This window comes from Gelidimonas denitrificans, assembly GCF_055694065.1.
The window spans coordinates 2,180,875-2,204,198 of record NZ_CM146350.1; the positions used below are offsets into that span (position 1 = coordinate 2,180,875).

General features: G+C 58.8%; 20 protein-coding genes and 1 tRNA gene. 17 read left to right on the forward strand and 4 right to left on the reverse strand.

What is annotated here, in order from left to right; translation table 11 throughout:
• Positions 1-156 precede the first annotated feature (156 nt).
• Positions 157-230 (forward strand) — tRNA-Gly (locus tag FKCLFG_RS10215).
• An 81-nt stretch (positions 231-311) separates the two neighbouring features.
• Entirely contained in the window at positions 312-1,031 is a 720-nt protein-coding gene (gene trmB, locus FKCLFG_RS10220) for a tRNA (guanosine(46)-N7)-methyltransferase TrmB (RefSeq protein WP_472612985.1), read from the forward strand.
• Positions 1,032-1,232: 201 nt separating this feature from the next.
• Here trmB and recQ read toward each other — a convergent pair whose 3' ends face one another.
• On the reverse strand, positions 1,233-3,059 hold the full coding sequence (gene recQ, locus FKCLFG_RS10225) for a DNA helicase RecQ (RefSeq protein ID WP_472612986.1): 1,827 nt from the start codon (positions 3,057-3,059) through the stop codon (positions 1,233-1,235).
• 3 nt (positions 3,060-3,062) lie between these two features.
• The gene (locus FKCLFG_RS10230) at positions 3,063-3,896 is read right to left on the reverse strand and encodes an undecaprenyl-diphosphate phosphatase (RefSeq protein WP_472612987.1); all 834 of its coding nucleotides are present in this window, start codon (positions 3,894-3,896) and stop codon (positions 3,063-3,065) included.
• 216 nt (positions 3,897-4,112) lie between these two features.
• Here FKCLFG_RS10230 and FKCLFG_RS10235 point away from each other — a divergent pair, with 216 nt between their 5' ends.
• From FKCLFG_RS10235 to FKCLFG_RS10305, 15 genes are all read left to right on the forward strand, one after another.
• Positions 4,113-4,811, forward strand: a complete 699-nt coding sequence (locus FKCLFG_RS10235) for a TetR/AcrR family transcriptional regulator (protein ID WP_472612988.1) — start codon at positions 4,113-4,115, stop codon at positions 4,809-4,811.
• Complete coding sequence (locus tag FKCLFG_RS10240) at positions 4,805-5,971, forward strand: efflux RND transporter periplasmic adaptor subunit (RefSeq protein ID WP_472612989.1); 1,167 nt, start codon at positions 4,805-4,807, stop codon at positions 5,969-5,971. Before FKCLFG_RS10235 ends, FKCLFG_RS10240 begins: the two co-directional genes overlap by 7 nt.
• A gap of 3 nt (positions 5,972-5,974) precedes the next feature.
• Positions 5,975-9,172 carry an efflux RND transporter permease subunit gene (locus tag FKCLFG_RS10245; protein ID WP_472612990.1) on the forward strand — a complete coding sequence of 1,066 codons (3,198 nt, stop codon included), beginning with the start codon at positions 5,975-5,977 and terminating at the stop codon, positions 9,170-9,172.
• A gap of 76 nt (positions 9,173-9,248) precedes the next feature.
• On the forward strand, positions 9,249-9,923 hold the full coding sequence (locus tag FKCLFG_RS10250) for a protein-L-isoaspartate O-methyltransferase family protein (protein ID WP_472612991.1): 675 nt from the start codon (positions 9,249-9,251) through the stop codon (positions 9,921-9,923).
• Positions 9,924-9,933: 10 nt separating this feature from the next.
• Positions 9,934-10,257: a rhodanese-like domain-containing protein gene (locus FKCLFG_RS10255; protein WP_472612992.1), complete on the forward strand. Its 324-nt coding sequence runs from the start codon at positions 9,934-9,936 to the stop codon at positions 10,255-10,257.
• A 41-nt stretch (positions 10,258-10,298) separates the two neighbouring features.
• On the forward strand, positions 10,299-11,585 hold the full coding sequence (locus FKCLFG_RS10260) for a TolC family outer membrane protein (protein ID WP_472612993.1): 1,287 nt from the start codon (positions 10,299-10,301) through the stop codon (positions 11,583-11,585).
• Positions 11,586-11,888: 303 nt separating this feature from the next.
• A complete protein-coding gene (locus FKCLFG_RS10265) occupies positions 11,889-12,896 on the forward strand; it encodes a sulfate ABC transporter substrate-binding protein (protein ID WP_472612994.1) in 1,008 nt (335 codons plus the stop codon).
• A gap of 64 nt (positions 12,897-12,960) precedes the next feature.
• On the forward strand, positions 12,961-13,548 hold the full coding sequence (gene ssuE, locus FKCLFG_RS10270; RefSeq protein WP_472612995.1) for an NADPH-dependent FMN reductase: 588 nt from the start codon (positions 12,961-12,963) through the stop codon (positions 13,546-13,548).
• A gap of 142 nt (positions 13,549-13,690) precedes the next feature.
• Complete coding sequence (locus FKCLFG_RS10275) at positions 13,691-14,668, forward strand: sulfonate ABC transporter substrate-binding protein (RefSeq protein ID WP_472612996.1); 978 nt, start codon at positions 13,691-13,693, stop codon at positions 14,666-14,668.
• Positions 14,669-14,837: 169 nt separating this feature from the next.
• The gene (ssuD, locus tag FKCLFG_RS10280) at positions 14,838-15,986 is read left to right on the forward strand and encodes an FMNH2-dependent alkanesulfonate monooxygenase (protein WP_472615839.1); all 1,149 of its coding nucleotides are present in this window, start codon (positions 14,838-14,840) and stop codon (positions 15,984-15,986) included.
• A gap of 22 nt (positions 15,987-16,008) precedes the next feature.
• Positions 16,009-16,845: an aliphatic sulfonate ABC transporter permease SsuC gene (gene ssuC / locus FKCLFG_RS10285; RefSeq protein ID WP_472612997.1), complete on the forward strand. Its 837-nt coding sequence runs from the start codon at positions 16,009-16,011 to the stop codon at positions 16,843-16,845.
• A 13-nt stretch (positions 16,846-16,858) separates the two neighbouring features.
• Complete coding sequence (locus FKCLFG_RS10290) at positions 16,859-17,704, forward strand: ATP-binding cassette domain-containing protein (RefSeq protein WP_472612998.1); 846 nt, start codon at positions 16,859-16,861, stop codon at positions 17,702-17,704.
• 141 nt (positions 17,705-17,845) lie between these two features.
• Positions 17,846-18,064 carry a TOBE domain-containing protein gene (locus FKCLFG_RS10295; RefSeq protein WP_472612999.1) on the forward strand — a complete coding sequence of 73 codons (219 nt, stop codon included), beginning with the start codon at positions 17,846-17,848 and terminating at the stop codon, positions 18,062-18,064.
• A 22-nt stretch (positions 18,065-18,086) separates the two neighbouring features.
• The gene (locus FKCLFG_RS10300; protein ID WP_472613000.1) at positions 18,087-18,269 is read left to right on the forward strand and encodes a hypothetical protein; all 183 of its coding nucleotides are present in this window, start codon (positions 18,087-18,089) and stop codon (positions 18,267-18,269) included.
• The gene (locus FKCLFG_RS10305) at positions 18,266-18,820 is read left to right on the forward strand and encodes an RBBP9/YdeN family alpha/beta hydrolase (RefSeq protein WP_472613001.1); all 555 of its coding nucleotides are present in this window, start codon (positions 18,266-18,268) and stop codon (positions 18,818-18,820) included. The genes FKCLFG_RS10300 and FKCLFG_RS10305 overlap by 4 nt, the downstream gene beginning before the upstream one ends.
• Before the next feature lie 48 nt (positions 18,821-18,868).
• On the opposite strand, the gene FKCLFG_RS10310 is transcribed toward FKCLFG_RS10305, so the two are convergent.
• The gene (locus FKCLFG_RS10310) at positions 18,869-19,423 is read right to left on the reverse strand and encodes a winged helix DNA-binding protein (RefSeq protein ID WP_472613002.1); all 555 of its coding nucleotides are present in this window, start codon (positions 19,421-19,423) and stop codon (positions 18,869-18,871) included.
• A gap of 33 nt (positions 19,424-19,456) precedes the next feature.
• Positions 19,457-23,086, reverse strand: a complete 3,630-nt coding sequence (locus tag FKCLFG_RS10315) for a hydantoinase B/oxoprolinase family protein (RefSeq protein WP_472613003.1) — start codon at positions 23,084-23,086, stop codon at positions 19,457-19,459.
• Positions 23,087-23,324 lie beyond the last annotated feature (238 nt).

Here is a 23,324-nt window from a genome sequence, read left to right on the forward strand (position 1 = left end):
AAAAAAGGCTGACAAGAAGGTCAAGAAGGAAGAAAAGCAGCGCCAATAATAGTGCCGCTGGCAAAAAATGCGGGGCAAGCCGCCATCCATTGGCGTTCCTTTAGGCCCACTGTAAATTTGCCAATCCTGTACAAACCCGCGTAGAATGCACGCTTCGCGGGTGTAGCTCAATGGTAGAGCAGAAGCTTCCCAAGCTTACGACGAGGGTCCGATTCCCTTCACCCGCTCCAGTTTTTCAAGGCACCTGACTCGGTGCCTTTTTTGTTGGCGCAGCGCAAGCCGCCATAACCTTCTTGCAGACTATTCCCAGCATGTCCGACACCCCATCTTCTGACGATAGCGGCAAAGCCCGCTTTTACGACCCTACCGAATACCGTATTCGCAGTTTTGTAACGCGTGCGGGCCGCCTGTCGGTGGCGCAAGGACGTGCGATTACCGAGTTGGGACCGCAGTATTGCTTGCCTTACGTCAAGGCACCGCTGGACCCAGCGCTGGCTTTCGGGTGCAGCGCGCCGGTTATTCTGGAAATCGGCTTTGGCATGGGCGAAACCAGCGCCAAAATTGCAGCTGGCATGCCGGAGAAGAACTTTATCGGGGTGGAAGTGCATACGCCCGGCGTGGGCAGTTTGTTGAAGCTGATCGACGAGCAGAAACTCAGCAATTTGCGCCTGATTCAGCACGATGCGTTTGAAGTGCTGACCCATATGATCGCGCCGGCATCTTTGGCCGGCATCCATATTTTCTTCCCCGATCCGTGGCACAAGGCGCGCCATAACAAGCGCCGCATGATCCAGTCGCCGCTGGTGGAATTGCTGGCGTCGCGGATTGCGCCGGGCGGCTATTTGCATTGCGCCACCGACTGGCAGGAATATGCGGATCAGATGCTGACAGTGCTGTCGGCGGAACCTGCCTTGGAAAATACCGCAGAAGGATTTGCGCCGCGTCCCGAATATCGTCCGGTGACGAAGTTCGAAAATCGTGGCTTGAAGTTGGGACACGGCGTGTGGGATCTGGTGTTTCGCAAGCGCTAACTTGCATATCCAATTTTAGTAGGGGTATGCCAAAAAATAATGTGCTCACCGCATATTTATAAAGCGGGAATTAAATATACCTAAAGCAGTATATTTAAGTGAAAGAAATTTCGCACTAATTATTCAACCCTCTCTCCCACTTGTGGGGGGAGAGGAGCAAAACTCCCTCGCAGGCTGGAGGGTAGCGAAATATCTTCCGACTTAAATCAGTTCTGCGAGCAGCGCCACGATCTGCTCGCCGTAGGTTTCCAGTTTCTTTTCCCCTACCCCGGCTACGCCACGCAAATCGCCGATCGAGCGCGGTTGGGCCTTGGCAATATCACGCAGAGTGGCGTCATGGAAAATGACGTAGGCCGGCACGTTGTTCTTGCGAGCGGTCTCAACCCGCCACCAGCGCAGCTTGTCGAACAGCACTTGCTCGGACGCCGATAGCGTCGATTCTTCATAGCCTTTTGTCTTGCCGCTTTCACGCCGCGGCTTGAGCGGTTTCTGATATTGCCTAAGCTGGGTTTTTTGTGCGCCGCGCAGCACCGGGCGCGCGGCATCGGTGAGTTTGAGCGCGCTATACGATTCGTAATCGACCGCAAGCAGGCCGAGCGCAATGACCTGGCGCAAAATGGCGCGCCATTCGGCCTCGCTCTTTTCTGCGCCGATACCGAAAGTCGATAGCTGGTCGTGCCGCCACTGCTTGATGCGGTCGGTTTCAATCCCGCGCAAGACTTCGATCACATGGCCGCCGGCGAAGCGCTGCTCGACACGGTAGACGGTGGACAGCAGTTTTTGCACTGCCACCGTGCCGTCGAACGAGATGGGCGGGTTCAGGCAGGTATCGCAATTGCCGCAGCGTTCGGAACTTTGGCCGAAGTAGTCCAGCAAATGCACCCGGCGGCAAGCCAGCGTTTCGCACAGCCCCAGCATCGCGTCGAGCTTGGCGCCCAGCACGCGCTTGAAAGTTTCATCGGCTTCCGATTCGGCGATCATGCGCCGCTGCTGCACCATATCCTGCAAGCCGTAAGTCATCCACGCATTGGCTGGCGCGCCATCACGCCCGGCGCGGCCGGTTTCCTGATAATAGCCTTCGATGCTTTTGGGCAAATCCAGATGGGCGACGAACCGGACGTCGGGTTTGTCGATGCCCATGCCAAAGGCGATGGTGGCGGTCATCACGATGCCGTCTTCACGCAGGAAACGGGCCTGATTTGCGGCCCGCTGTTCGTACTTCATGCCGGCGTGATAGGGCAACGATTGGATGCCATTGTCGTTTAAAAATTCAGCGGTTTCTTCGACTTTCTTGCGCGACAGGCAATATACGATGCCGGCGTCGCCGCCATGCGCGCTCTGGATGAAATCGAGCAACTGCTTGCGGCCATTGGCCTTTTCGACGATCTGGTAACGGATGTTCGGGCGGTCGAACGAAGATACGTATTTGCGCGCATCGGCCAGTTGCAGCCGCTCGGCGATTTCATCGCGGGTCTGCTGGTCGGCGGTGGCGGTCAGCGCAATCCGCGGCACCTGTGGGAAACGCTCGTGCAGCACCGACAGTTTGATATATTCCGGCCGGAAATCATGGCCCCATTGCGATACGCAGTGCGCCTCGTCAATCGCAAACAGCGCAATCTTCGACGCCTGCAGCAATTCCAGGCAACGCGGCGTCATCAGGCGCTCGGGCGCGACATACACCAGATCGAGTTCGCCATTGCGCAGCTGGCGCTCAATCCGGCTGGACTCTTCGAAAGTCTGGGTCGAATTCAGGAACGCGGCCCGCACGCCGACCTCGGCCAGCGCATCGACCTGATCCTGCATCAACGCGATCAGCGGCGAAATCACCACGCCGACGCCGTCGCGCAGCAGTGCTGGAATCTGGTAACAGAGCGACTTGCCGCCGCCGGTCGGCATCAGCACCAGCGCGTCGCCGCCCTGCGCGACATGGTCGATGATCTCGGCCTGCTGACCACGAAAGGCGGGATAACCGAAGACGGTTTCCAGCACATGTAATGCTTCGGTATTGCCGGATTGTTGGGATGTCAAAGCTTATCCAACCCAGTTGACGGAGCCGCTATACGCAGTGCCCAGGATGACCAGGCCGAACGCGATCCGATACCAGGCGAATGCGGTGAAATCGTGGCTGCTGATATAACGCAGCAACCAGCGCACGCACAGGAAAGCGGACGCAAATGCCGCCACGGTACCGATGCTGAACAGGGGAAGATCGGCCATCGATAGCAGCGCCCGATCTTTGTAAATCGAATACACGGTGGCGCCCAGCAAGGTCGGAATCGCCAGGAAGAAAGAAAACTCGGTGGCAGCCTTGCGCGATAGGCCGAACAGCATGCCGCCGACAATCGTCGCACCGGAGCGGCTGGTGCCCGGCACCAGCGCGAACGCCTGCGCGCAACCGACCTTGAAGGCATCCAGCGCGCTCATTTCATCGACCGAGACGATGCGCACCGCAATGGGATTGGTCTTATTCCTGCGTTCGACCCACAAAATAATGAAACCGCCAACGATGAATGCCAGCGCAACCGACACTGGCGAAAACAGGACTGCCTTGATTTTCTTGGCAAACAGCAAGCCCAGCAACGCGGCCGGCAGGAAGGCGATGATGAGATTGATGACGAATTTTTGCGATTTGGCGTCCGTCAGCAAGCCGGACAGAACCGACCCGATACGCTGTCGGTATTCCCAGCACACGGCCAGCATCGCGCCAGCCTGGATCACGATCTCGAACACCTTGACTTTATCGCCGGTGAAATCGAGCAGGCTGCCGGCCAGGATCAGATGGCCGGTCGACGAGATTGGCAAGAATTCGGTAAAACCTTCGACCAGGCCCATGATGAGTGCTTTTAGCGCAAGAGTGATATCCATGATTATTTTGGTAAAAGTGGGAAAGATACGTCAATGAGATACGCCAATAAAATGCGTCAATAAAAAACCCGCATCCGGGCGCGCGGTGCGGGTGCCATCGCAAAATTCGACTACAGCGGGCTATTTTACAGGTTCCTATCAGGGCCATTGACGGCACCCGGTTTGCCGCTTACATTACTGACTCTAAAGTAAGTTACTCATTTTTTTACATTCTGCATGCGCACTCCAACAGAAAACAAACCGCGCTGGGAGCGCCGTAAGGGCGAGCGACCCCAGGAGTTATTGGCAGCGGCACTGGATTTGTTCGTCGACAAGGGTTTTGCTGCGACGCGGCTAAACGACGTCGCGGCCCGGGCCGGCGTATCGAAGGGCACCTTGTATTTATATTTCACCAACAAGGAAGACTTGTTCAAGGCGGTGGTGCGGGAACACTTGCTGCCGGTGCTAGGAGACGCTGAAGCGCTAGTAGGCACTTTTGACGGCCATAGCGCCGACCTGTTTCGCGACATCATGCTGGGCTGGTGGCAGCGCATCGGCGACACCAAGCTCTCCGGCATTACCAAGTTGATGATGGCGGAGTCCGGCAACTTCCCGGAACTGGCGCAGTTTTACCATCAGGAAATTATTTTGCGCGGCACCACCATGATCGCTCGCATACTGGAGCGCGGCATGGCGCGTGGCGAGTTCCGCCAGATCGATGCGCAATTGACGACGCAGGCGATTATCGCCCCGACGATCATGCTGATGATGTCTCAGCATGCATTCTGCAATTGCCAGATCAAACCGGTCTCGCCGCTGGTTTACCTGAATAATTTTGTCGATCTGTGCCTGTACGGCATGTTGCAAAAAGACACCGCGACTACGAATGCGAATGCAAGCACGGCCGAATCTCCACAAACAACCCTCCCATGCTAAAACAACGATCCTTTCGGATTGCACTGGCAATTCTGGCGCTATCGCTATTGGTCGCCGGCGCGGCAATCGCACTCAAAATCCGCAGCGCGGCGCCCGCCCCAGCCATAACGCCCACAGCCGCTGTGCCCGCGCTGGAATTTCTCGCCAGCGACCTGATTCAAGTCACGCCGCACGACCTGCGGCAAACTATTACCGTATCGGGCGCCTTGCGTGCGCGCGACCAGGCTGTCGTCAAAGCCAAAGTTGCCGGCGAGATACGCGAGGTGCTGGTGCGCGAAGGCGCGGCGGTCACTGCCGGCCAGGTCTTGATCAGGATCGATGGCAGCGAATATCAAGCCCGGATCGCCCAGGCTACCGGCGCGCTGCAGGCGGCGCGCGGGCAACTGGAGATTGCCGGCAAAGCCCGCGACAATAACCTCGCGTTGCTGGACAAGGGTTTTATTTCCAAAAATGCATTTGACAATTCGGCCAGCCAGTACGCGATCGCACAGGCCAACATCGATTCAGCCAGAGGCGCACTCGATATAGCGCAAAAATCCCTGGCCGACACCGTGCTGCGAGCGCCGATTGCCGGCTTGATCAGCCATCGCTCGGTGCAGCCAGGCGAAAAAGTATCGGCCGACAATCTGCTGCTGGAAATCGTCGATTTGCGCCAGATGGAAATGGAAGCCTCGGTGCCGGCCACCGATATCGCCCAGATCAAGCTGGGCCAGCCGGTCAGCATCCGGGTCGACGGCATGCCGCGAGTGGTCGCCGGCAGCGTGGTTCGCATCAACCCGACCACCCAGGCCGGTTCGCGCTCGATTCTGACCTACATCTTGCTGGATAACCCCGATGGGGCACTGCGCGGCGGCATGTTTGGCCAGGCCGAGCTGACGCTGTCGCAAAAAAGCGGCGTACTCAGCGTGCCGCAATCTGCCATCCGGCAAGTCGATGGCAGAACCATTGTGTATGCAGTCGAAAACGGCGTGCTGACGGAAAAAACCGTCACGCTCGGGCTGGAAGGCAATGACAGCAACGGCGCTGCGGTCGAAATCAGCGCCGGCCTGACCAGCGGCGCGCAAGTCGTCAAGGCCAATCTCGGCAATCTGCAAGCCGGAACGCAGGCCCGCCTGGCCACCGACGCTGCCAGCGCTGCAACTGCAGCCCGGAAAGAATAGGCCATGTGGTTCACCCGCATCAGTATTGGCAACCCCGTGCTGGCGACGATGATGATGCTGGCCTTCGTCGTGCTGGGGCTGTTTTCTTATCAGCGCTTGCGGGTCGATCAATTCCCCGACGTGACCTTTCCGGTGGTGGTGATACAAACCGATTATCCGGGCGCCTCGCCCGAAACGGTCGAATCCGACCTGACCCGCAAGATGGAAGAAGCGGTCAATACCATCAACGGCATCAACAGCCTGACCTCGCGCTCGTTTGAGGGCGCATCGATTGTCATCATCGAATTCGATCTGACTATCGACCCGGCCCAGGCCGCACAGGACGTGCGCGAAAAAGTGGCGCTGATCAAGACCACTTTCAGAAAAGAAGTCAAGGAACCGCGTGTGACGCGCTTTGACCCGGCCGACCAGCCGATTTTTTCGGTTGCAGTGACCAATGACGCCACATTGCAGCAGCGCAGTTTCCGTGACCTGACCACGATTGCGGACCAAGTGGTTAAAAAACGGCTGGAAAATGTGCGCGGCGTCGGCGCGGTGACGCTGGTGGGCGGCATCAAGCGCGAAATCCAGATTTACGTCAAGCCGCTCGAAATGGAGTCGCTCGGCATCAGCGTCGAGCAAGTCATCAATGCCGTGCGCAACGAAAATCAGGAACTGCCGACCGGCGCGATCCGCGCCTCTACCGACGAACAGGTGGTGCAGGTGCAGGGCCGCATCCAGCGCGCGCAGGATTTCGGCGACATCATCGTAGCCCAGCGCGGCGGCCAGCCGGTCAAGCTGTCGCAAATCGCTCAAGTCGTCGATGGCCAGCAGGAACAGGAAAGTCTGGCGCTGTATAACGGCCGGCGCACGCTGGCTCTGGACATACTTAAGGCGCAAGGGCAAAACACGATCGAGATCGCCGACAATCTGCAAGCCGCGCTCAAGGATCTGGAACCGCGCCTGAAAGCGCTGTATCCGGGGGTGAGAATCGAAGTCATCAAGGATGGCTCGCGCCAGATCCGGGTCGGGGTCGAGAACGTGCGCCGCACGCTGATCGAGGGCGCGTTGCTGACCATCCTGATCGTATTCCTGTTCCTCAATTCATGGCGCTCGACCGTGATTACCGGCTTGACGCTGCCGATTTCGCTGATCGGCACCTTCCTATTCATGAACATGTTCGGCTTCACCATCAACATGATCACGCTGATGGCGCTGTCGCTGTGCGTCGGCCTGCTGATCGATGATGCGATCGTGGTGCGCGAAAACATCGTGCGCCATGCCGGCATGAAAGTGAACGGAAGGTTCAAAGATCACAAGACGGCGGCGCTGGAAGGCACCGCCGAGATCGGTCTGGCGGTGCTGGCGACCACGTTCTCGATTGTCGCGGTATTTTTGCCGGTGGGCTTCATGGGCGGCATCATCGGGCGCTTCTTCCACCAGTTCGGCGTCACGGTGGCGGCCGCCGTGCTGATCTCGATGTTCGTATCGTTTACTCTGGACCCGATGCTGTCGTCGATCTGGCCCGACCCAGATGCGCATGGCGTGCAGCGGCGCAGCGGCTGGTATGCGAACACCATCGGACGCGTGTTGGCGCAGTTCGAACGCTTGGTGTCGTGGTTCTCGCGCGCGTATCAAGTGCTGCTGAAATGGTCGCTCGGACACCGCGGGCTGACGCTACTGATTGCGCTGGCAAGCTTCGTCGGCGGGCTGGCGCTGCCGGCCAGCGGCTTGATCGGCTCCGAATTCGTGCCGCAGGCGGATTATTCGGAAACCGGCGTCACCTTCACCACGCCGGTCGGCTCTTCGCTGGAACTCACCGAAAGCAAGGTGCATCAGGTGGAAGCGGCGCTGCGCCAGTTCCCCGAAGTGCGCGACACCTATTCCAGCATCAATACCGGCGCTTCGCAGGGGAAAAACACCGCCACCGTATTCGTGCGTTTGATTCCGCGCGCCCAGCGCGAGCGCAGCACCGCGGTACTCTCCGGGCCGCTGCGCACGCAACTGTCGCGCATTGCCGGCATCAGCGTAACCCATATCGGCACGCTCGACGGTGTCGGCGGCGATTCCAAGCAAATCCGCCTGAGCCTGCAAGGCAGCGACCTGGAGCAATTGGCCAGACTATCGGAACAGGCCGAGGCCAAGCTGCGCGCGATACCCGGATTGGTCGATCTCGACTCCAGCCTGAAAGCCGCCAAGCCGACTATTTCGATTGAACCCAAGCGCAACCTGGCCGCCGACCTGGGCATCGGCGTGGCGCAAATCGGCAACACTCTGCGCCCACTGCTGGCAGGCGAAGCGGCCAGCAGCTGGCGCGCACCGGACGACGAAAACTACGATGTCAATGTGCGCCTGGCGCCGTCGGACCGCAACCATATCGACGACCTGTCGCGCCTGATGCTGACCAGCACCCAGTCCAACGCCGACGGCTCGCCCAAGATGGTGCAGTTACGCCAGGTTGCAGACATCACCGCCACCACCGGCGCCAACCAGATCAACCGGCGCGATCTGAACCGCGAAGTCGAGCTATCGGCCAATGTGGTCGGCCGCTCGGCCGGAGAAGTCAGCCGGGATGTCAAGCAGGCGCTCGATTCGATCGCGATGCAGCCGGGCTACCGCTACCAGATGGGCGGCGCGACCAAAAGCATGAATGAATCATTCAACTATGCGCTGGCGGCGCTGGCCTTGGCGATCGTCTTCATATACATGATCCTGGCATCGCAATTCGCCAGCTTCCTGCAACCGCTGGCGATCATGTCGTCGCTGCCGCTGACGCTGATCGGCGCCTTCCTGGCGCTGATGATGTTCCGCTCGACGCTGAACATCTTTTCCATCATCGGCCTCATCATGCTGATGGGGCTGGTCACCAAGAATGCAATATTGCTGGTCGATTTCACCAACCAGATGCGCCATGCCGGCATGAGCCGCCATGCTGCGCTGCTGGAAGCCGCGCATGTGCGGCTGCGCCCGATCCTGATGACCACGCTGGCAATGGTATTCGGCATGATGCCGCTGGCCTTCGGCCTGGCGGAAGGCTCCGAGCAGCGCGCCCCGATGGGCCAGGCAGTGATCGGCGGCATTATCACGTCGTCGCTGCTGACCTTGGTGGTGGTGCCGGTGATATATACCTATCTGGACGACCTGGCGCTGTGGTGCAAACGCAAGCTGGGCTCGGTACCACCATCGGCCGATAATGATGCAGCAACAAAATTACCGCTATAGAAGCGCCGATCACGTTTGATAAAATGCATTTTTTCTCCCCTTATCCCTCCTTCAATAATTTTTTTTGGACGCCAACATGAATATCGAGCAAACCCGCCTCAACATGATTGAACAGCAAATCCGTCCCTGGGACGTGCTGAATCAAGATGTCCTGGACCTTCTGGTAGTCGTCAAGCGCGAAGCTTTCGTCCCCGCCGCTTACAAGAGCCTGGCTTTTTTCGACACCGAAATCCCTTTGCCTTGCGGCGAAAACATGCTCACGCCCAAGATGGAAGCGCGCATCCTGCAAGAAGTTGCAGTGCAAAAACATGAAAACGTGCTCGAAATCGGCACCGGCTCAGGCTATATGGCGGCCCTGCTGTGTTACAAGGCACGCCACGTCACCAGCATCGAAATCGAGCCAGAGCTGAAGGCGCTGGCAGACAAGAATCTGTCCGGCTATGGGATCAGCAATGTCACCACCCTTCTCGGCGACGGCGCCCAAGGCTGGAGTGGCACCAGCAGCGAGGGCGGCGATACCGCATCCTATGACGTGATCGTGATTTCCGGCTCGCTGCCGGTATTGCCGGACGCCTTCCTGAAAAAAATCAAGGTCGGCGGCCGCATCTTTGCAATCATCGGCGATGCTCCTGCCATGACCGGGCAACTCACCACCCGCATGTCGGACACCGCGTACAGCACCATCAACCTTTTTGAAACCAACGAGAAACCGCTGCGCAACGCACTCACGCCGTCGCACTTCTCCTTTTAAGGACCTTTCGATGCAACACATGACTGCCCCAGAATTGGCGCAACTGATGCAGGACGCGTCGCAGGTACAACCGCTGCTGCTGGATGTGCGCGAGGTGTGGGAATTCGACACCTGCCACATCGCCGGCGCGCAATTGATCCCGATGAATACGATTCCGACCCGGCATGGAGAGCTGGATAAAGATATGCCGATCGTCTGCATCTGCCATCACGGCGGGCGCAGCATGCAGGTGGCGCATTTTCTGGAAAATAACGGCTTTTCGCACATCATCAACCTGACTGGCGGCGTGCATGCCTGGGCCCAGCAGGTTGATGCATCGATGCCGACTTATTGACCTTACTTATTTTTTTCTGACCGACTCCACCGAGGAACTTAATGCGCAATTCCGTTATCGCCACACTCATCGCTTGCACCTTCATCTCAGTGAATGTGCAAGCGGATGATTTGCTGACAACTTACCAGCAGGCGCTAGTCAATGATGCCCAATACGCCAGCGCCCGCGCGAATCTGCGCGCCGGCCAGGAGCAGCTGCCGCAAGCGCGCGCCGGCCTGCTGCCCAGCGTCGGCCTGTCCGGCGGCACCAGTCGCAACGAATTTGAAAACAGGCAAACTTTCAGCGGCAGCAGTTACAGCCTGACGCTTTCGCAGCCATTATTTCGCTGGGCCAACTGGCAGCAATACGAACAAGGCAAACTCTCTGTCGCACTCAGCGAAGCCCAGTTTGCCCAAACCCGGCAAGACTTGATACTGCGCGTCTCGCAAGCTTATTTCGACGTGTTGACGGCGCAAGACACGATTGGCTTCGTGCAGGCCCAAAAGACAGCGATCAGCGAACAACTGGAATCGGCCAAGCAAAACTTCGAAGTCGGCACCGCTACCATCACCGACAGCTACGAAGCACAGGCGCGTTTTGACCTGGCCCTGGCGCAGGAATATGCAGCACAGAGCGACCTGGAAATCAAGCGCGCAGCATTGCAACAAATCATCGGCAACACGCCGGGCGACTTGGCCAAGCTCAAAACCGGCGTTACGCTGAGCCCACCGCAACCGGCCCAGATCGGCAACTGGGTCAGCTCGGCAGAACAACAGAATACCAGCGTGCTCGGCTCCCAGATCGGACTCGAAATCGCCCAGAGAGACATCTCCAAAAACCGCGCCGGCCACTATCCGAGCGTCGATCTGGTAGCCAGCCGCAACCATGGCAACCAGAGTAACAACGTCAGCGTAGCCGGCGATACGAATACCATTGGAGTGCAGTGGAGCATTCCCTTATTCTCCGGATTCGCCATTACCAGCCGGGTACGCGAAGCCATCGCGCTGGAAGACAAGGCCCGCTTTGACCTCGAAACGGCACGCCGCAGCGCAGCGCAAAGCGCGCGGCAATCGTATCTGGGAGTCACCAGCGGCCTGGCCCAAGTCAACGCGCTGGAGGCGGCCGAAGTATCGAGCCTGTCGGCGCTGGACGCCAACAAGCTCGGCTATCAGGTAGGCGTGCGCATCAACATCGACGTCCTGAATGCGCAGCAGCAGCTATTCTCCACCCGCCGCGATCTGGCTAAAGCGCGCTACGACACCATTGTCAATGGACTGCGATTAAAGTCAGCCGCAGGCACCCTGCAGGAGCAGGATCTGGAACTGGTGAATGGCTTGCTGATCCAGTAAATATTGGATTCAAACTAAATTTATACGGGAGTATATAAAGAAACATGGCGATTACCGCATATGAATATTGCGGAAATTAAAAATACCCTTGCCTAGTATAGATTCACCTCCCGCCACGGCACACTGCCGCAGCTAAAAACCTCCTGCGCCCTTTCCTGCAAAGCGGCCCCACCAGCCTCGCATCGCCATCCCACCTCCATATGCGATATCCGCATATGGATGCGTGAAAGGATTCGTTCTTAATCCTTTTACGCCCAGTTAATCTGCATATTCCAGCAAAAAATAACTCCAAAGGAAATGCAGATGGATCTCAAGAAAATAATCCTGTCGACGCTTGCAGCCGCACTGATTGCACCCAATGCGCAGGCGGCGGAAGTCACGTTGCTCAACGTCTCCTACGATCCGACGCGTGAGTTGTATCAGGATTTCAATATCGCATTCGCCAAGCAATGGAAAGCCAAAACCGGCGACGACCTCAGGGTCAAGCAATCGCACGGCGGTTCCGGAAAACAGGCACGCGGCGTAATCGATGGGCTGGAAGCGGATGTGGTCACGCTGGCGCTGGCGTATGACATTGACGCCATTGCCGAGCGCGGCCTGATCGCGAAAGACTGGCAAAAGCGCTTGCCGCATCATAGTTCGCCGTACACCTCGACCATCGTGTTCCTGGTGCGCAAGGGCAACCCGAAAGGCATCAAGGACTGGAACGATCTGGTCAAACCCGGCGTCGCCGTCATCACGCCGAATCCGAAAACCTCCGGCGGCGCGCGCTGGAACCATCTGGCAGCCTGGGGTTATGCACTGAAACAGCCGGGCGGCAACGAAGCCAGCGCCAAGGAATTCATCAGCAAACTGTACAAGAACGTGCCGGTGCTTGATTCCGGCGCACGCGGGGCCACCACCACCTTTGTCGAACGCGGCATCGGCGATGTGTTGCTGGCATGGGAAAACGAAGCCTTGCTGGCGATCAAGGAGCTCGGTCCGGACAAGGTAGAAATCGTCGCACCATCGGTCAGCATTCTGGCCGAGCCGCCGGTGGCAGTGGTCGATAAAGTGGCCGACAAGCACGGCACCCGCAAGCTGGCAGAAGCCTATCTGCACTATCTGTATACCGAAGAAGGACAGGACATCGCGGCTAAAAATTACTACCGTCCGACCGCCGGCGCCGCCGTGAAAAAATATGCAGCGCAATATCCGAAAGTGAAATTATTCACCATAGATGACGTGGCAGGCGGCTGGACCAAGGCGCAGAAAACGCATTTTGCCGATGGCGGCGTGTTCGATCAGATTTACCAGCCGGGCAAGAAGTAAGCTCGCAATCTGAGAACTGCTTGATCCCAGCTCCCACCTATACGCCCCATCAATAAGGAAAATGATGAACATCCTCTTGCTCGCCGGCAGCCCGTCGAACCCGTCGCGCTCAACCCGACTGCTGCACCATGTCGGCGAGAAGCTGGCATTGCTGGGACACCGCTACGTCAAGCTGCAGGTGCGCGACTTGCCGGCGCAAGCCTTGCTGCATGCGGACTTTGGCGATGCCGATCTGAAATTTGCGCAGAATCAGGTCAGAGAAGCCGATGCGGTAGTGATTGCAACCCCGGTCTACAAGGCGGCCTACAGCGGCATCCTGAAAGCCTTTCTCGATGTGCTGCCGCAGGATGGCCTGGCCGGCAAGCTGGTGCTGCCGCTGGCCACCGGCGGCAGCCAGTCGCACATGCTGGCGCTCGACTACGCGTTGCGCCCAGTGCTCTCGACCTTGTCCGCCAGACATGTATTGCCGAGCATTTATGCCACGGATGCGCAGGTGCAATGGTCGCCGGAACTCGGCTTGACGCTGGAAAACGACATTGCCCGGCGCGTGACGCAAGGCGTCGAACAATTGTCGGCCAGCCTGCTGACGCTGCGAAAAGCAACCAACACTTTCGTCGCGGTGCCGTTTTCCCAAGTGCGATGTAGCGTCTGACATTTAACATCTGACGCGACGGCTGCATCATCGCGCTGCGATAAAACCTGCCACACAGCGGCATCCCTACTGTACAAAAAAACGGCTCTTGCCTGAGCCGGTGGGGGTGCTTTTACAAAATTTTTGAATACCAGGACAAAACATGACCATCTCGCATCAAAAACGCCAGGCCAAGCGCCGCACCCTGGGACTGTTATCTGCCGCAGCCGCAGGCGTGATTGCAGCAGGCATCCCGAATTTCGCCCAGGCCCAAGACAAAAAAACGCTGCGCATCGGCTTTCAGAAATACGGCACGCTGACGATCCTGAAAGGGCGCGGCACGCTGGAGAAACGCCTTGCCAGTCAGGGCATCGACGTCAAATGGACCGAATTTCCGGCGGGCCCGGTGCTGCTCGAAGGCTTGAATGTCGGCAGCATCGATTTCGGCACCGTGGGCGAAGCGCCGCCGATTTTCGCGCAGGCCGCCGGCGCCAATCTGGTGTATGTCGCCAACGAACCGCCGGCGCCATTGGCCGAAGCGATCGTGGTGCCAAAGGGATCGCCGATCAGAACCGTGGCCGAACTAAAAGGCAAGAAAGTCGCGCTGAACAAGGGCTCCAACGTGCATTACCTGCTGGTCAGGGCGCTGGAAAAGGCGGGCTTGAAATACACCGATATCCAGACCATTTTTCTGGCGCCAGCCGATGCGCGCGCCGCTTTCGAGCGCGGCAGCGTCGATGCCTGGGTGATCTGGGACCCGTTCCTGGCCGCCGCGGAAAAACAGATCGGCGCCCGCATCCTGGCCGACGGCACCGGCCTGGTCAGCAATCATCAATTCTTCCTGGCCGCCCGCCCTTATGCGGAAAAAAATTCGGAAATCATCAAAATTCTGATTGAAGAACTCGACAAAGTCGATGCATGGAGCAGCCAGAATCTGAAAGAAGTGGTGGCTGTCTTGTCGGCCCAAACCGGGCTGGAGCCGGACGTGCTTGCACTGGCGGCACAGCGCTATACGTATGGCGTCAGGCCGGTCACACCGGCGGTGATCGACGCGCAGCAAAAAATCGCCGATGTGTTCGCCGATCTGAAGCTGATTCCGAAAAAAATCAGCGTCAGCAGCGCTTTTCTCGCCCTCAAATAATCACGTTATGCAGCCCGCTACAAGAAGTCCAAACCGAAGCAGTTCCCGTAGGAGCGCACCCGGGCGCGAAAGCAGTCGCCAGACTGCAGCCGTTGATCGCGCCCAGGTGCGCTCCACCAAAACCACACTATTTCGCCCTACATTAAAAGCAAGGAACCCCATCATGAGCTTGAACGTATTCTGGTTTTTACCTACCCACGGCGACACCCGCTATCTCGGCACCACGCAGGGCGCGCGCGTGGTCGATCACGACTATCTGAAGCAGGTGGCGGTGGCCGCCGACACGCTGGGTTATGACGGCGTATTGATCCCGACCGGGCGCTCTTGCGAAGACGCCTGGGTGGTGGCGGCTAGCCTGATCGACGCCACCAAAAAGCTGAAATTCCTGGTGGCGATCCGCCCCGGCCTGAGTACGCCGGGTCTGGCGGTGCGCATGGCCGCCACCTTCGATCGCCTGTCCGGAGGACGGCTGCTGGTCAACGTCGTCACCGGTGGCGATCAGGGCGAAATGGAAGCCGACGGCCTGCATGCCGACCATGCCGAACGCTATGAAATTTCGGACGAATTCCTGCGCATCTGGCGCGCCTCGCTGGCCGGAGAAGGCGGCGCGGCGGGTTTCGATTTCGACGGCAAGCATCTGCAAGTCAAAGGCGCCAAGACCCTGTATCCACCGGTGCAAAAACCGTATCCGCCGCTGTACTTCGGCGGCTCCTCGCCGGCCGCGCACGCACTGGCCGCCGAGCAGGTCGACGTGTATCTGACCTGGGGTGAACCGCCGGCAGCGGTGGCGGAAAAAATCGCCGACATGCGCGCCCGCGCCGCCACGCATGGCCGCACCGTGCGCTTCGGCATCCGGCTGCATGTGATCGTGCGCGAAACCAACGACGCCGCCTGGAAAGCGGCCGAAGAATTGATCAGCCATGTCGATGACGAGGTGATCGCGCGGGCCCAGGCGGCTTTCGGCAACATGCAATCCGAAGGACAGCGCCGCATGAGTGCGCTGCACGGCGGCAAGCGCGACAAGCTCGAAGTGTCGCCCAATCTGTGGGCCGGCGTCGGGCTGGTGCGCGGCGGTGCCGGCACCGCGCTGGTGGGCGATCCGGAAACCATCGTGGCGCGGATGCAGGAATACCAGGACCTGGGGATCGAAACTTTCGTGCTGTCGGGCTATCCGCATCTGGAAGAAGCCTATCGCTTCGCCGAACTGGTATTCCCATTGCTAGGCAAAGGCAAGGCCAGATCGAGCGACCAAACCTTGACCGGGCCGTTTGGCGAAGTCATCGCCGTCGACATCCTGCCCAAAGCGGCGCAAAGCTAATGTCGATGAAAAGGAGAATAGCATGAGCGCAGTAATTACAACTTCGCCGGACGCGATTTCCGGCAGCGCGCCGGTTATCAAAGCCAAGCTGATTTCCGGCCAAAAGCTGCTGGTGCGGCTGGCGCCGTGGGCGGTGCCGGTGGCATTGCTGCTGGCATGGCAAATCGCCGCGCAGCTCGGCTGGCTCTCCAGCCGCATCCTGCCGGAGCCGCTGGCGGTGGCGCAAGCGACCTGGACGCTGGCCGTCTCCGGCGAGCTGTGGACCCATCTGAGCGTCAGTCTATGGCGGGCCATCAGCAGCTTTGCGGTCGGCGGCGGCCTGGGCTTGCTGCTGGGCCTGCTGACCGGCTCTTTCAAGACTGCCGAAACCCTGCTCGACACCACGCTGCAGATGATCCGCAATATCCCGGCGCTGGCATTGATTCCGCTGGTGATCCTGTGGTTCGGCATCGAGGAAAGCGCAAAACTGTTTCTGGTGTCGATCGGAGTATTTTTTCCGATTTACCTCAATACCTTCCACGGCATCCGCTCGGTCGACAAGGGTTTGATCGAGATGGCGAAAAGTTACGGCCTGTCGGGCTGGCCGCTGTATCGCGACGTGATCCTGCCGGGCGCCCTGCCGTCGATCCTGGTCGGCGTGCGCTTTTCGCTCGGGCTGGTGTGGGTGCTGCTGATCGTGGCCGAAACCATTTCGGCGCAGTCCGGCATCGGTTACATGACGATGAACGCGCGCGAATTCCTGCAGACCGACATCGTGCTGGTCGGCATTCTGCTCTACGCGCTGCTGGGCAAACTGGCCGATGTGCTGTCGCGGGGGCTGGAGCGTTACTGGCTGCGCTGGCATCCCGGCTATCGATAAATAAGGAATGACTATGCAAATCAGTCTGATTGAACAAGCCCGAGTTCGGGCAGCTGCGGCCCCTGCTCCAGTGCCAACCAAACGCGGCATCCGCGTGGCGGTGCAGAGCTTGTCGAAATCCTACGGCGAGCGTCAGGTGTTGAAGGCGGTCGAGCTGACCATCGAAGCCGGCGAATTCGTCGCGGTGGTCGGGCGCAGCGGCTGCGGCAAAAGCACGCTGTTGCGGCTGATCGCCAGGCTGGAGCCGGCCGACAGCGGCAACATCGCCTTTGCCGAGAATGGGCATAAGCCCGAGACCCGCATCATGTTCCAGGACTCGCGCCTGCTGCCGTGGAAGCGCGTACTGGACAACGTTGCGCTGGGCTTGCCGCGCGCCGGCGCGGCGGCTGCCAATGCGCTGCGCCAGGTCGGTCTGGAAGAGCGCGCCGGCGAATGGCCGGCCGTGCTGTCCGGCGGCCAGCGCCAGCGCGTGGCGTTGGCCCGGGCGCTGGTGCACGACCCGGAACTGTTGCTGCTGGACGAACCGCTCGGTGCGCTCGATGCCCTGACCCGGATCGAAATGCAGCAATTGATCGAAGCGCTGTGGCAGCGGCGCGGCTTCACCGCGCTGCTGGTCACGCACGATGTGCAGGAAGCGATTGCGCTGGCGGACCGCGTGGTGCTGATCGAAGACGGCCAGATTACGCTCGACGAGCGCATCGCGCTGGCGCGGCCACGGGCACGCGGCAATGCCGCCTTCGCGCAGCTGGAGGAACAGATCCTGGCGCGGGTGCTGAAACATCCTTCATCCGGCCCGGATGCGGCGCTGGGCGACGTCTCGCTGCAGAGAACCGTCAGCCAGGTGATGTGGGCAATTTAGCAGTGCAGGCTTGCGTGCCTGCACCACCATACTAGGACAGTGTATTTAACACACACGCATTAATAACATGCGGAAAATGGCATCAAAAACACGATACTCCATCATTTATATTTATTCACCAACCCACCATAAGGAAACACCATGAGCATCCAGGCAATCAACGTGCGCAATCAATTCAAGGGCAAAGTCAAGGCCATCATCGAAGGTTCGGTCGTGTCCGAAATCGATATCGAAACCCCGGCCGGCATCGTCACCTCCGTCATTACCACGCGCTCGGTCAAGGATCTGGGCCTGGTCATCGGCACCGAAGTCGTCGCACTGGTGAAGGCGACCGAAGTATCCATCGCCAAGTTGTTGTAATTTTCTAGCCGGAGGTATCGCCATGTCTTTTCCCGCCCTGCAAAAATATCTGGCCAGTTTGCACGACACGCCGCAGGCGGCGACCTCCGTGTGCTGCTGCCGACAGAGTCAGGCAGCCTCGCTGGACACATCTGCATCGCGCATTGGCGTCAAATCGACTGATTTATCTGCCGCACCGACATTGCAAGCCAGCGCCGCAGCATGACGCCACTACGCCTATCGGATTATCGGGTTCTGATCGTACCGGGACTGCACAACAGCGGCGCTGACCATTGGCAGACCCGCTGGCAGCAGCGCTATCCCGCCTTTGAGCGCGTCGAGCAGGAGCAATGGAGCCGGCCTGAACTACCGCGTTGGTCCGAGCGATTGGGGCAAGTATTGCGCAAGTCATCCCGGCCCACGCTGATCGTGGCACATAGCTTCGGCTGTCTGACCACAGTGCACGCCGCCGGTGATGGCAAGTTCAAGCTGGCGGGCGCGCTGCTGGTAGCCCCCGCCGACCCGGAAAAATTCGGCGTGGAGCACACCTTGCGCAATGCACGGCTAACCTGCCCTGCCCTCGTCATCGGCAGCACCAACGACCCGTGGATGACAAGTTCCCACGCGACTGACTGGGCCGCTATTTGGGGATGCGATTTTGTAAATGCAGGTGCGTTAGGCCATATCAACGCCGAATCCGGCTTGGAAGATTGGCCGTTCGGCTTTACTCAGTTGCAGCGTTTAATTAAAACGGTGCAGCAGGCTGCCGCGCAATAGAAAGTGGGTCATCTGGCCTTGCTGTGCGTCTAAAATCAAGAAAGGCTGTTACAGCGAGGTTGCCGCACGCGATGCTTGATCGTACAGCCCGGATAGCATCCGCAAAAAACGCGCCAACTCAGCAAGTTCGAACGATTCGGTTCCGCTGCCGGTGAGATTCGATACCAATACCTGCTCTCTGACGTCGAAGTAGCGCTGGCAGACTTCCTGTCCTTTTTCGTTGGTCGAATAGAGGACCTCTTTGCCGTGTTTCTGAGTCTGCACGAATCCCAGGTTTTGCAGCTTTTTGAGCGCGTAGTTCACCACGTGGGTGTCTTCAATGTTGAGGATGAACGCGATATCGGCCAGTTTCTTTTCGCGCGCACGGTGGTTGATGTGGTGCAGCACCAGGACCTCGGTGGTGGTCATGTCCTTGACCCCGGCCGCAGACATGCAGCGCACAAGCCAGCGATCAAACGCGTTACCGGCGATGATGAGTCCGAATTCGAACTCGCTCATCTCCGCACTTTTGCCTGCCGCCAGATGCGCCGATGAAACGATCGGCGATCTGGAAGGCTGGATTGGGCCGGCCAGGGATGCTTTGCTTTTGGTGGTTTTGGTCATACTTCGCTCCGAATTGCACCGGCCCATTTTACGCTAGGCGATTCCGAAGCCGCCGCCGCCCGGCGTGGCAATCACAAAGATATCATCCACCCCCATTTGCACTTCGGCGGTGGACTCCAGCGATTCCATTTGCCCCGCTGCACGCAGTACGTAATTGCTGCCGACCTGCGCTGCTTGCCCACCGGCAGCGCCATATGGCGGCACAATGCGGTGGCCCGACAAAATGGCGGCAGTCATCGGCTGCTTGAAGCGAATCTTGCGCACTACGCCATTGCCGCCGTTGTGCTTGCCTGCACCGCCGCTACCCTGGCGAATGCTGAAATCTTCCACCATTACCGGGAAGCGCAATTCCAGCACTTCCGGATCGGTCAGGCGCGAGTTCGTCATATGGGTCTGGACCCCGGATGCGCCATCGAAATCAGGACCGGCGCCCGAGCCGCCGGCGATGGTTTCGTAGTACTGGTACTGCGCGTCGCCGAAGGTGAAGTTGTTCATCGTCCCCTGTGCCGCGCCCATCACCTGCAGCGCGCCATACAAGGCATCGGTCACGTATTGCGAGGTTTCCACATTGCCCGATACTACTGCTGCCGGATAGCGCGGATTGAGCATGCTGCCTTCCGGAATGATGATTTCCAGCGGCTTCAGGCAACCTTCATTGAGCGGAATTTCCGCATTGACCAGGGTGCGAAACACATACAGCACCGCAGAACGGCTGATGGAAGCCGGCGCGTTGAAGTTGTTCGGCAATTGCGCCGAGGTGCCGGTGAAGTCGATCCTGGCGCTGCGCTGCTGACGATCAATCTTGATGCTGACCCGGATCACCGCGCCATTATCCATCGGGTAGCTGAAATCGCCGTCCTTGAGGGTGAGCAGGACCCGGCGTACCGCTTCTTCCGCATTGTCCTGCACGTATTGCATGTAGGCGATGACGACGTCCTGGCCATACTGCTGAATCATTTTCGCCAGTTCTTGCAATCCTTTGCCATTGGCCGCGATCTGAGCCCGCAAGTCTGCGATGTTCTGATCGGGATTGCGGGCCGGCCACTGGCCACTGGCCAGCAATGTACGGGTTTCCGTTTCGCGGAAACGACCGCCATCCACCAGCAGGAAGTTATCGATCAGGATGCCTTCCTCGTCCACGTGGGTGCTGCGCGGTGGCATCGAGCCTGGCGTGATGCCGCCGATATCTGCATGGTGGCCGCGCGCACCGAGGTAGAACAGCACATTTTGCTGCGTTTCATCGAATACCGGCGTAATCACCGTGATGTCCGGCAGGTGGGTGCCGCCGTTATACGGGGCATTCAGGCAATACACGTCGCCCGGATGCATCTTTCCGCTATTGCGTGCAATGACCGATTTGATCGAGTCACTCATCGAGCCCAGGTGGACCGGGATGTGCGGTGCGTTGGCAATCAGGTTGCCGCTGGCATCAAAGATCGCGCACGAGAAATCCAGCCGCTCCTTGATATTTACCGAGTGCGAAGTATTTTCCAGGGTCGCGCCCATCTGCTCGGCGATCGACATGAACAGGTTGTTGAACACTTCCAGCAATACCGGATCGACATCGGTGCCGGCCGCCTTGCGACTGGGCCGCGCCTCGACACGTTCCACGATCAGGTCGTTGCGCTCGGTCACATGCGCCGCCCAGCCCGGTTCGACTACCGTGGTCGAGACCGCATCGCTGATGATGGCGGGGCCTTTGATACGGTCCAGCGTGCTCAGTTTTTCGCGTTGGTAGATCGGCGTCTGGTGCATCTGCTGTTGCGAGAACATCTGCGCTATCGTTTCGGCAGCGCACTTCTGGTCGCTGCTCTGGGTGCGAAAGGCGTCATCGGCCAATACGTCATCGGTCTCGGCCACGGCCTCGACGGAAACTGCTTCCACGATCAATTCGCGATCTGCCATCACGAAACCGTAGCGGGCCTGATGCTGGGCCTCGAATTGTGCGCGCATCGAGGTCACCGAATCATGGCCGACGATCATTGCCGAATCGGTGCCTTTGTAGCGTAAATGCGCGCGACGGATGGTCTGGATCGCGTCGGCAGCGATGCCTTGCGACAGTAATTCCTGTTCGGCCTTGTCGGCCAGTGTGTTCAACGCATCCTGGATCAGCCCGATATTGTCGGCGGTCAGCGCCTGTTCTACCGAGGTTTCCCGCAGTGCGCGCTGGTTTGCCAGTCCCATGCCGAACGCGGACAGTACGCCGGCAAACGGATGCAGCAGCACGCGACTCATGCCCAGTGCATCTGCCACCTGGCACGCATGCTGGCCGCCAGCGCCGCCGAAGCAGCATAAAGTGTAGTCGGTCACATCGTAGCCGCGCTGCACCGAGACTTTCTTGATGGCGTTGGCCATGTTTTCGACTGCGATCTGCAAGAAGCCTTCCGCCACTTGTTCCGGCGAGCGCAGACCTAAGCCTGCAGCTTCAATTTCGCTGGCAAGCGCTGCAAATTTGCTGCGCACAACTTCGCGGTCCAGCGCCTGGTCCGCATGTTGCCCGAATACTTTCGGGAAGAATGCCGGCTGTATTTTTCCCAACATTACATTACAGTCGGTGACGGTCAACGGCCCGCCCTTGCGGTAGCTGGCGGGGCCGGGATGGGCGCCGGCCGAATCCGGCCCGACACGGAAGCGCGCACCGTCAAAGTGCAGGATGGAGCCGCCGCCGGCGGCCACAGTGTGGATGCTCATCATCGGCACTCGCAACCGCACGCCAGCGACGATGGTTTCAAACACGCGCTCAAACTCGCCGTTGTAATGCGACACGTCAGTCGAGGTGCCGCCCATGTCGAAGCCGATGATTTTGCCGTAACCGGCAATCTCGGCGGTGCGCACCGCGCCGACGATGCCGCCGGCCGGGCCGGACAGGATGCTGTCCTTGCCCTGGAACAGATGGGCGTCGGTCAGGCCACCATTCGACTGCATGAACATCAGGCGCGTATCGCCCAGTTCCGCGGCGACCTGATTGACATAGCGGCGCAGGATCGGCGACAGGTAAGCATCGGCCACGGTAGTGTCTCCACGCCCGACCAGCTTGATCATCGGCGAGACCTCATGCGACACCGAAATCTGGCTGAAGCCGATGGCGCTGGCAATCTTCTTGATGATTTTTTCATGCTGCGTGTAACGGTAGCCATGCATCAACACAATCGCAATGGAACGGATGCCGCTCTCAAAAACGGTGTGCAACGCGGCGCTGATGGCGTCCTCATCTGGTGCGCGTATAACCTCGCCTTGTGCATTGATGCGCTCGTCAACTTCAATCACGGTTTCATAGAGTTGATCCGGCAGCACGATGTTGCGGTCAAACAGGCGCGGACGATTCTGGTAGCCAATGCGCAAGGCGTCGCCGAAGCCGCGGCTGATGACTAGCGCGCAGCGTTCGCCCTTGCGTTCAAGCAAGGCATTGGTCGCTACGGTGGTGCCCATCTTGACCGCATCGATGTTTGTGGTTGGAATCGGCTGGTCACGCGGCACGCCCATCAGGTCACGGATACCGGCCAATGCTGCATCGCTGTAATGGGCCGGATCTTCCGACAACATCTTGCGCGTGATCAGCGAACCATCCGGGCGTCGCGCCACGATGTCGGTGAATGTGCCGCCGCGATCGACCCAGAATTGCCATTTTTTGCGTGTCGCTTGCTTGGTTATGCTGCTGTCCATTTTGTCTCCGTTTTGTTGCAGTGCACTAGATATTTTTAAAAAAATACTAGCGTGTCGTTCGCATAATGTAGATAATTTATCCGTAAATTGTCAATAAATGATTTTGTTTTTCATCAAAATATGTGAATATCCATTTTCCAGATGGCTAAAAGACCATCGTTATCGATGTGACAATCAGATGTGCTTATTGACAATGCAAAATGCGCAGTACTGTCGTGGTAAAACGCATAAAAAATAA

What these genes read in the sequence shown, in the direction of transcription:
- trmB (WP_472612985.1), top strand. Translation starts at nt 312, where the DNA reads ATGTCCGACACCCCATCTTCTGACGATAGCGGCAAAGCCCGCTTTTAC.
- FKCLFG_RS10230 (WP_472612987.1), bottom strand. Translation starts at nt 3,896, where the DNA reads ATGGATATCACTCTTGCGCTAAAAGCACTCATCATGGGCCTGGTCGAA.
- FKCLFG_RS10235 (WP_472612988.1), top strand. Translation starts at nt 4,113, where the DNA reads ATGCGCACTCCAACAGAAAACAAACCGCGCTGGGAGCGCCGTAAGGGC.
- FKCLFG_RS10240 (WP_472612989.1), top strand. Translation starts at nt 4,805, where the DNA reads ATGCTAAAACAACGATCCTTTCGGATTGCACTGGCAATTCTGGCGCTA.
- FKCLFG_RS10245 (WP_472612990.1), top strand. Translation starts at nt 5,975, where the DNA reads ATGTGGTTCACCCGCATCAGTATTGGCAACCCCGTGCTGGCGACGATG.
- FKCLFG_RS10250 (WP_472612991.1), top strand. Translation starts at nt 9,249, where the DNA reads ATGAATATCGAGCAAACCCGCCTCAACATGATTGAACAGCAAATCCGT.
- FKCLFG_RS10255 (WP_472612992.1), top strand. Translation starts at nt 9,934, where the DNA reads ATGCAACACATGACTGCCCCAGAATTGGCGCAACTGATGCAGGACGCG.
- FKCLFG_RS10260 (WP_472612993.1), top strand. Translation starts at nt 10,299, where the DNA reads ATGCGCAATTCCGTTATCGCCACACTCATCGCTTGCACCTTCATCTCA.
- FKCLFG_RS10265 (WP_472612994.1), top strand. Translation starts at nt 11,889, where the DNA reads ATGGATCTCAAGAAAATAATCCTGTCGACGCTTGCAGCCGCACTGATT.
- ssuE (WP_472612995.1), top strand. Translation starts at nt 12,961, where the DNA reads ATGAACATCCTCTTGCTCGCCGGCAGCCCGTCGAACCCGTCGCGCTCA.
- FKCLFG_RS10275 (WP_472612996.1), top strand. Translation starts at nt 13,691, where the DNA reads ATGACCATCTCGCATCAAAAACGCCAGGCCAAGCGCCGCACCCTGGGA.
- ssuC (WP_472612997.1), top strand. Translation starts at nt 16,009, where the DNA reads ATGAGCGCAGTAATTACAACTTCGCCGGACGCGATTTCCGGCAGCGCG.
- FKCLFG_RS10290 (WP_472612998.1), top strand. Translation starts at nt 16,859, where the DNA reads ATGCAAATCAGTCTGATTGAACAAGCCCGAGTTCGGGCAGCTGCGGCC.
- FKCLFG_RS10295 (WP_472612999.1), top strand. Translation starts at nt 17,846, where the DNA reads ATGAGCATCCAGGCAATCAACGTGCGCAATCAATTCAAGGGCAAAGTC.
- FKCLFG_RS10300 (WP_472613000.1), top strand. Translation starts at nt 18,087, where the DNA reads ATGTCTTTTCCCGCCCTGCAAAAATATCTGGCCAGTTTGCACGACACG.
- FKCLFG_RS10305 (WP_472613001.1), top strand. Translation starts at nt 18,266, where the DNA reads ATGACGCCACTACGCCTATCGGATTATCGGGTTCTGATCGTACCGGGA.
- FKCLFG_RS10310 (WP_472613002.1), bottom strand. Translation starts at nt 19,423, where the DNA reads ATGACCAAAACCACCAAAAGCAAAGCATCCCTGGCCGGCCCAATCCAG.
- FKCLFG_RS10315 (WP_472613003.1), bottom strand. Translation starts at nt 23,086, where the DNA reads ATGGACAGCAGCATAACCAAGCAAGCGACACGCAAAAAATGGCAATTC.